The following is a 6,374-nucleotide window of genomic DNA, read 5'->3' on the forward strand; positions in this document are numbered from 1 at the left end:
AATATCGTTGAATATACTATCGAACGTCCAGATTGGACGTTCGTACGAAAAAATCATTTCACTTTTAATACAACTTTCGAGTCAACATCTTTTACTGATGAACTCTGAATCGAAATTTGGCTCTCACTTATGCCTCTTTCAAGCAAAACTTCTCTGATGGCATAGGCACGGTCTTCACCGAGTGTTCCTTTCGAGCTTTGTGAGCCACCAGCAATCGTAATTTTTGTTTTACGATTAGTTTTCAAGTATTTCACTACTGCATCTAAATCACCTTTTGAGCTTATTTCTGCACTATTATTCTTAAAATTAGTATTCAACGAAATCCAAGCTTTGGTATTTTTCAACTGCTCCTCAATTGGTTGATTTGCAAATATATTATCAAAAGTTATCTTCTTTTCATCTTTGCCCAGTTCTTCATTTTTTTTGTCGAGGGGCTTAGAATCTTCTACCTTTTCTCCATTTATCGGATCTTCTTTGGTTGTATTTGTTTCTTGGCCAAAAGGTTTAGACTCAGTATCCGAAAAACCGCTGACTGTATCAGCCGGACTACTTACAGATGGAGTGCCATTATCAGAGAATGTTGAATCTTGTTTGGGCAGAACACCAACCTCGGCCGTTGGTTCGGCAGGCTTTACGGTCTTACGGTATTTCCAGAAGTAGGCCAACCCTGCCAAGAATACCAATCCAACTAATACCCACGGAATCCAAGATAAAATACCTTGGTTGTCGGTCGGCTCTTTTTTTGTTTCTTTTATTTTTTCATCGGTTTGTGGCTTGACTGCTGGATCTGAGCTCTTGAAATTAAGTTGATTGGCAATAGCCGGAGGTAAAGCTCCAAAAACAGACTCCCGCTGATCGACCAAGAGTCTTGATAATCCCGAAACCCCAAGACCTTCCTTATTGACAACTTTACCCAAAGCCCCCAAAACCAAGGGAGCGGCCAAACCTACCAACGAAGATGCCGAAGTTTTGCGAATACCAGTTAGTATTGATAATTTTTCTACAATAGAATTACCTTTACTTCCTGCAAAATGATTAAAAATATTAGAGCCAATCGTAATTAACAGTTGCGTTTTATCAAAATTCCCTAATAAGTTGGGTAAATCATCAAGGATTTCCCCTGTGTGACCACCATCTTTCAAGACATCCATCACTTTTCCTGTTTCTTCGTCGTTAGAAGCATTCCGCATGATTCCACCCAATACAATCGGTACAGCACCATTTAACGCTGAGCCAATATTTTCTGGGTGTTCGCCTAAAAAGTTACTAACTTTCTCTATGACAGAATCAGTCAATTTGTCTTTGATGAGTCCAAGTATGTCCATAAAGTTGAAAATTCGTGATTAATAAATAGTTTTTGGGAGGCTTTTTTAATATATGCTGAATTGATCAAAAACTATGCCCAAAGTCAAGCATGCTTAAAATATTATATATCCGCTTGATAATGAAACGACGAAAATTAGGTAAATATTTTAAATTGAAATAAGCAAAAAATGGGATTCTATGCCATAAAAAAATGCAGAATTGCTTCGCTTTTTTTATGGCAAACCAATTCTGCATTGAAATTAAATCAAACCACCCCTACTCCGACCTCAAACTATTTACAGGATTTAAGTTGGCTGCTCGAATGGCATAGTAGCCAATTGTGAAAGTGGCAACAATAAAAACTGAGATGAAAAATACGCCCATCAAACCAACATTCAGCCCAGCGTAATAAGTAAATAAATTATCCAGAGCCCAGTTTTCGGCAAGGCCAATCGGAATGGCTATAACACCCGCCCAAATGAGCAATTTCATAAAACTCCACGACAAAATTTTCACAATTTCCCAAACCGATGCTCCCATTACCTTACGAATTCCGATTTCTTTGATACGTTTTTCGGTGCTATACGTAACCATTCCCAGCAAACCCATTACAGCAATGACAATTATTACAAGTGCTGCCATGCCCATCATTTTCATATCTTCGGCGGGGTAATAGCGTTCGTAAAGGTCTTGTTCAAACCACGAATAACCCATTTGCTGATAAGGATAGTGTTTCTTCCAAATGCTTTGCATTTCGGCCAGAAATGTTTCTTTGGGGGCCTTAGCATTGGTTCTGATTGCCATTACAGCAAACTGAGCAGGATTATATTGAAAAACTACAGGTTGTTTTTCAAATTGATAATTGAAATGACAGAAATCTTTGACAACCCCCACAATTTGCGATGCAGTAGCCGAATTATTCAAGAAAATAGCTTTGCCAATGGCCTCTTGTGGTGTACCTAAACGCAACCTTTCGACGGCACGCTCATTGAGCAAAACAAAGTTAGTGGCCGAGTCGGACTTAGAAACTGGCAAATTGTTTCCTGCCAAAATCGTTAATTGCATGTTGTCAATAAAATTGGCATCGGCAGCATAATAATACGAAGCTATGTTTTCGTCTTTGGGTTTTGATTTAATGGCATATTCGGTCGAGATTCCGCCAAAAGGCACAGAGACCATTCCTATTTTTTCGACATTTTTATTGGCCGCAATTTCATCTACCAACAGAGCATAGTTTTTATCGGAAAGTGACATGTTGAAAATGCCTTTTCGATTAAAATTATCGTTTTCGGTAGCCATGTACTTAAACTGATTGTAGAAATGACCCATAAAAAAGATGAAGCCCAACGATACCACAAACTGTATGACTATCAACACTTTACGAAAACCAATTTTGCCAAATGTTGCAGGCAAAATGTTGCCTTTAAGTACTTTTACAGGCTGAAAACTTGATAAAATCCAAGCTGGCAAACTGCCCGCCAAAACACCCACAAACAACGTAAAGACTATAAAAGCACACCAAATAAGCGTTTGGTTTTCTACTTCCCAAGTTACCCAACTGATATGAATAGATGATTTCAGGATTTGTAATATTACAACCCCAACTAAGAGTGAGAAAAAGGCAATCAGGATTGCCTCGGCAATAAATTGGAGTATTATTTGGCTTCGCAAAGCTCCCATAACTTTACGCACGCCCACTTCTTTCGAGCGACTCAACGACCTTGCCAACGTAAGATTAGTATAATTGAAACCCGCCAAAAGCAAAATCATGAACGGAATCGTAAAATTGAAGTAAATATCCTGCAAATCTTCTACATAAGGGTTGTAGCGTAGGTCTTCGGTGTTGGGAGAAACATCGACTAAAGCTTGCTTCCGGAAACTATTGGTCTTTTTGGCCGCTGAAAGAAAAGTATTGGATTTCTTCGAGATTTCTACCAAAGCCAAATCGAGTGCTTGCGGTTGGGCATTAGGGGCAAGTTTTACGAATGTGTGGGTTTCTAATTTTGCCCATGAACTTGGTTTTAGTTGGTCGGCATTGAATTTCTCGTAAGTAGCCATTGATACCATCACATCGCTACGAAACTGGGTACCCCTTTTGAATGGCTTTAAAACACCTGTAATCTTAAATGAACCATAAGTTGGGTGTGTCAGGAATTGCCCGATTGGATTGGCATCATTAAAAAACTTTTGGGAAGTTTCGTGGCTCAAAATCAAGCTATTAGGTTCGGTAGGAATAGAACCTTTGGCTAAGCGAAAACCGAATATTTCAAAAAAAGTTGGTTCGACATAAATCGTGTTTACATGAATATTTTTCAGTCGATTATTTAATTCCCAGCCAAATTGACGCACAACTTTGGTGGCTTTTTCGACCGAAGTATAGTTATTTCGCAAATTATCGGCCAATAAATAAGGCGATGAAGCATAATGCGACACACCTTTTTCGTTGCTTTTTTCGTCGGTAATGATTCTGAAAATTTTATCAGAATTTGGGTGAAAATTATCAAACTCAAAAGAGCCTTGTAGCTGCATCAAAGCCATGAGGGCAAACGGAATAGCCAAGCCCAAACCCATGATATTGATAAAGGAAAAAAGCTTGTTTTTCCAGAGGTTTCGTAGGGCTATTTTTAAGTAGTTTTTTAGCATTTAGTTAATTTTTTAGTAACTTTGAAAAAACAATTTCATTATGTACTATCCTGAAACACTTTTAGAAATGGGCATTAATGCACCCAAAGCACATCAGCGAATCATTAGTAAATTGACAGCAAGTTTGGGTCATCTGTTTTACCACCAACACGAAATATCGCTTGAACCTTTGCCCGAAACTCAAATTGATGAAGGTCAAGCAAGTCCAGTTCCTGACATCATGCTTTATGATAATGAAACATTTCGCACACCTATCATCATTGAAATTTGCCACCCCAATGGTTTGAATAATGACCTCAAAAAAATCATTCGCTTAATTGAGGAAAACGATTATGGCATCGAAGAAGGCTTCATTTATGATTATGTTCGTGGGCTTTGGTCAAAATATCAAAAAGGTATTGGCTTAGCTCATGTTGATGTTTCATATTCAAATATTCTCGACATGGATTTAGCAAATCTCTTATAATGTACTCCGATTTTAGACTTTTCACTGGGTTCATCAAAGCTGCTCTTATGGCTTGATAACCCACTGTTAATAAGGTAATTAGTGCAGCTACGTAAGCAGCCAGTGCGAAGATTTGCCAGCCAATATCAATACGATACTCAAAATCTGTTAGCCATTTATCCATTGCGTATCATAATTTTATCGTTTTTGGGCTAAAACCACCAATCCTCGGTCGGTGCCTTTTTCCATATAATCTTTGTACATATAAATCAACTCAAGCCCGTTTTCTTCGAGCAATTTCTTGATTTTTTCTTTAGGAATGGCACTGTAATAAAACTCCTCTCCCATCATTGGATTGGTGTGTTCGTCGTCAACATCGCCATGCGTAAAGAGCAAATATCCACCCGAATGGAGCATTTGAGCCACTTTTGGGTAAATGAGTTCTTGACTTTTTTTCGGAAAATGAAAGAACGAATCCCAAGCCAAAATGCCGTCGAAAGTTTCTTGTGGCTGGAAATCAAAAAAATCAGAAACCATCAACTGAGCATTATGAATTTGATGCGAAAGAGCTATTTCTATCATTTTTTCGGCAGCATCAATTCCCGTAACGAGGAGTCCTTTTTCGGCTAAAAAACGTGCCACTGGTACGCCCGTTCCGCAACCAACATCCAAGACTTTCGCTTGTGGATGTAGCTTTTCAGCAAAATCAATGATGAGCTGACTCACAAACGATTCGTTGCGGTAGTCAGCCCAAATATTGGCTATTTTGTTATATGATTCTTTATTCACTTTTTAGGCTTTTTACTGGGTTCATCAAAGCCGCTTTTATGGCTTGATAACTCACTGTCAGTAAGGCAATTATCACGGCTACGCAACCAGCAAGTGCGAAGATTTGCCAACCAATATCAATGCGATATTCAAAATCTGTGAGCCATTTATCCATTGCGTAATAGGCTATTGGTGAGGCGATTACGATAGCGATTGCCACCAAAATCAAAAACTCTTTTGATAGCAACATCACTAAACTCGGAATACTCGCACCCAACACTTTACGGATACCAATTTCTTTGGTGCGGCGGGAAATCATCATGATAGCAATAGCAAACAAGCCCATGCAAGAAAGCACAATAGCCAACACTGCCGCACTCATAATTATTTGCGAAAAACGCTCTTCTTTTCGGTACTGATTGTTGGTATTTTCATCTAAAAATGAGCCTTGGAACTCAGATTTTGGGGCAATTTCTTTATAAACTTTGGCCAATAAATCCATTGTTTCTTTGGGAGCGGCATTGGGTGCAATTTTTACGAATACATAATTATATCCGAAATCGTTTTGCAAGAAAAAGGTCATTGAAGCAATTTTGTTTTTGAGCGATTCGAAGTGATAATCTTTCACAACGCCCACGATGGTTTGTCCTAAACTATCACCTATCGGAATATTTTTGCCAATGGCAGCGGCTACTGTGGGCTTATTGAAACCTAATTCTTTGGCCATTGTTTCGTTGATAACAATACTGCGTGATTTATCCGAAGGAAATTCAGGAGAGAAATCTCGGCCGGTCACCAGTGTCAGTCCAAGTGTTTTGATATAATCGTAATCAATATTGAGGCCATTAGTATGATACGTTTTGCCTTCATATTCAAAGCCGTATCCCGACTGCGACATCGAATTATCTTTTCCTCGACCAATGTTAATATCGGCCCCAGTTATGCTCACAATTTGTGGCCGATTGGCGAGTTTATTTCGCATATAATCAAGCACTTTTGTGCCTTTTATTTCGTGTCCGATAGGAATACTTATCACTTGTGCTTCATCGAAACCCAAAGGTTTGTTTCGCACGAAATCAATCTGATTCCAAATAATTATAGTACTGCTGATCAGCATGATAGCGATACTAAACTGCACGATAATGAGCGTATTTCGTAGGCCGCCCGATTTGGTGTTTACTTTCAGTTTACCCTTCAAAACCTCAATGATATT

General features: G+C 38.8%; 5 protein-coding genes. 1 reads left to right on the forward strand and 4 read right to left on the reverse strand.

Going from position 1 to position 6,374, the window contains the following annotated elements:
- Positions 1-53: 53 nt before the first annotated feature.
- Positions 54-1,325, reverse strand: a complete 1,272-nt coding sequence (locus ACOVO2_RS11420) for a DUF937 domain-containing protein (protein ID WP_421770095.1) — start codon at positions 1,323-1,325, stop codon at positions 54-56.
- A gap of 256 nt (positions 1,326-1,581) precedes the next feature.
- Positions 1,582-3,948, reverse strand: a complete 2,367-nt coding sequence (locus ACOVO2_RS11425; protein WP_421770096.1) for an ABC transporter permease — start codon at positions 3,946-3,948, stop codon at positions 1,582-1,584.
- 40 nt (positions 3,949-3,988) lie between these two features.
- Between ACOVO2_RS11425 and ACOVO2_RS11430 the strand changes: the two genes are divergently transcribed.
- Positions 3,989-4,414, forward strand: a complete 426-nt coding sequence (locus tag ACOVO2_RS11430; RefSeq protein WP_421770097.1) for a hypothetical protein — start codon at positions 3,989-3,991, stop codon at positions 4,412-4,414.
- Positions 4,415-4,591: 177 nt separating this feature from the next.
- On the opposite strand, the gene ACOVO2_RS11435 is transcribed toward ACOVO2_RS11430, so the two are convergent.
- Both ACOVO2_RS11435 and ACOVO2_RS11440 read right to left on the reverse strand, forming a co-directional pair.
- Entirely contained in the window at positions 4,592-5,182 is a 591-nt protein-coding gene (locus tag ACOVO2_RS11435) for a class I SAM-dependent DNA methyltransferase (protein ID WP_421770098.1), read from the reverse strand.
- Positions 5,175-6,374, reverse strand: a 1,200-nt coding sequence (locus tag ACOVO2_RS11440) for an ABC transporter permease (RefSeq protein ID WP_421770099.1), incomplete at its 5' end; no start/stop codon positions are given. The genes ACOVO2_RS11440 and ACOVO2_RS11435, both read right to left, overlap by 8 nt.

The sequence above is a fragment of the Emticicia sp. genome, assembly GCF_049241225.1.
Lineage (GTDB): Bacteria > Bacteroidota > Bacteroidia > Cytophagales > Spirosomataceae > Emticicia.

Excerpts from the sequence above, each read along its gene's own strand:
- ACOVO2_RS11430 (WP_421770097.1), top strand. The coding sequence starts at position 3,989 with ATGTACTATCCTGAAACACTTTTAGAAATGGGCATTAATGCACCCAAA.
- ACOVO2_RS11425 (WP_421770096.1), bottom strand. The coding sequence starts at position 3,948 with ATGCTAAAAAACTACTTAAAAATAGCCCTACGAAACCTCTGGAAAAAC.
- ACOVO2_RS11420 (WP_421770095.1), bottom strand. The coding sequence starts at position 1,325 with ATGGACATACTTGGACTCATCAAAGACAAATTGACTGATTCTGTCATA.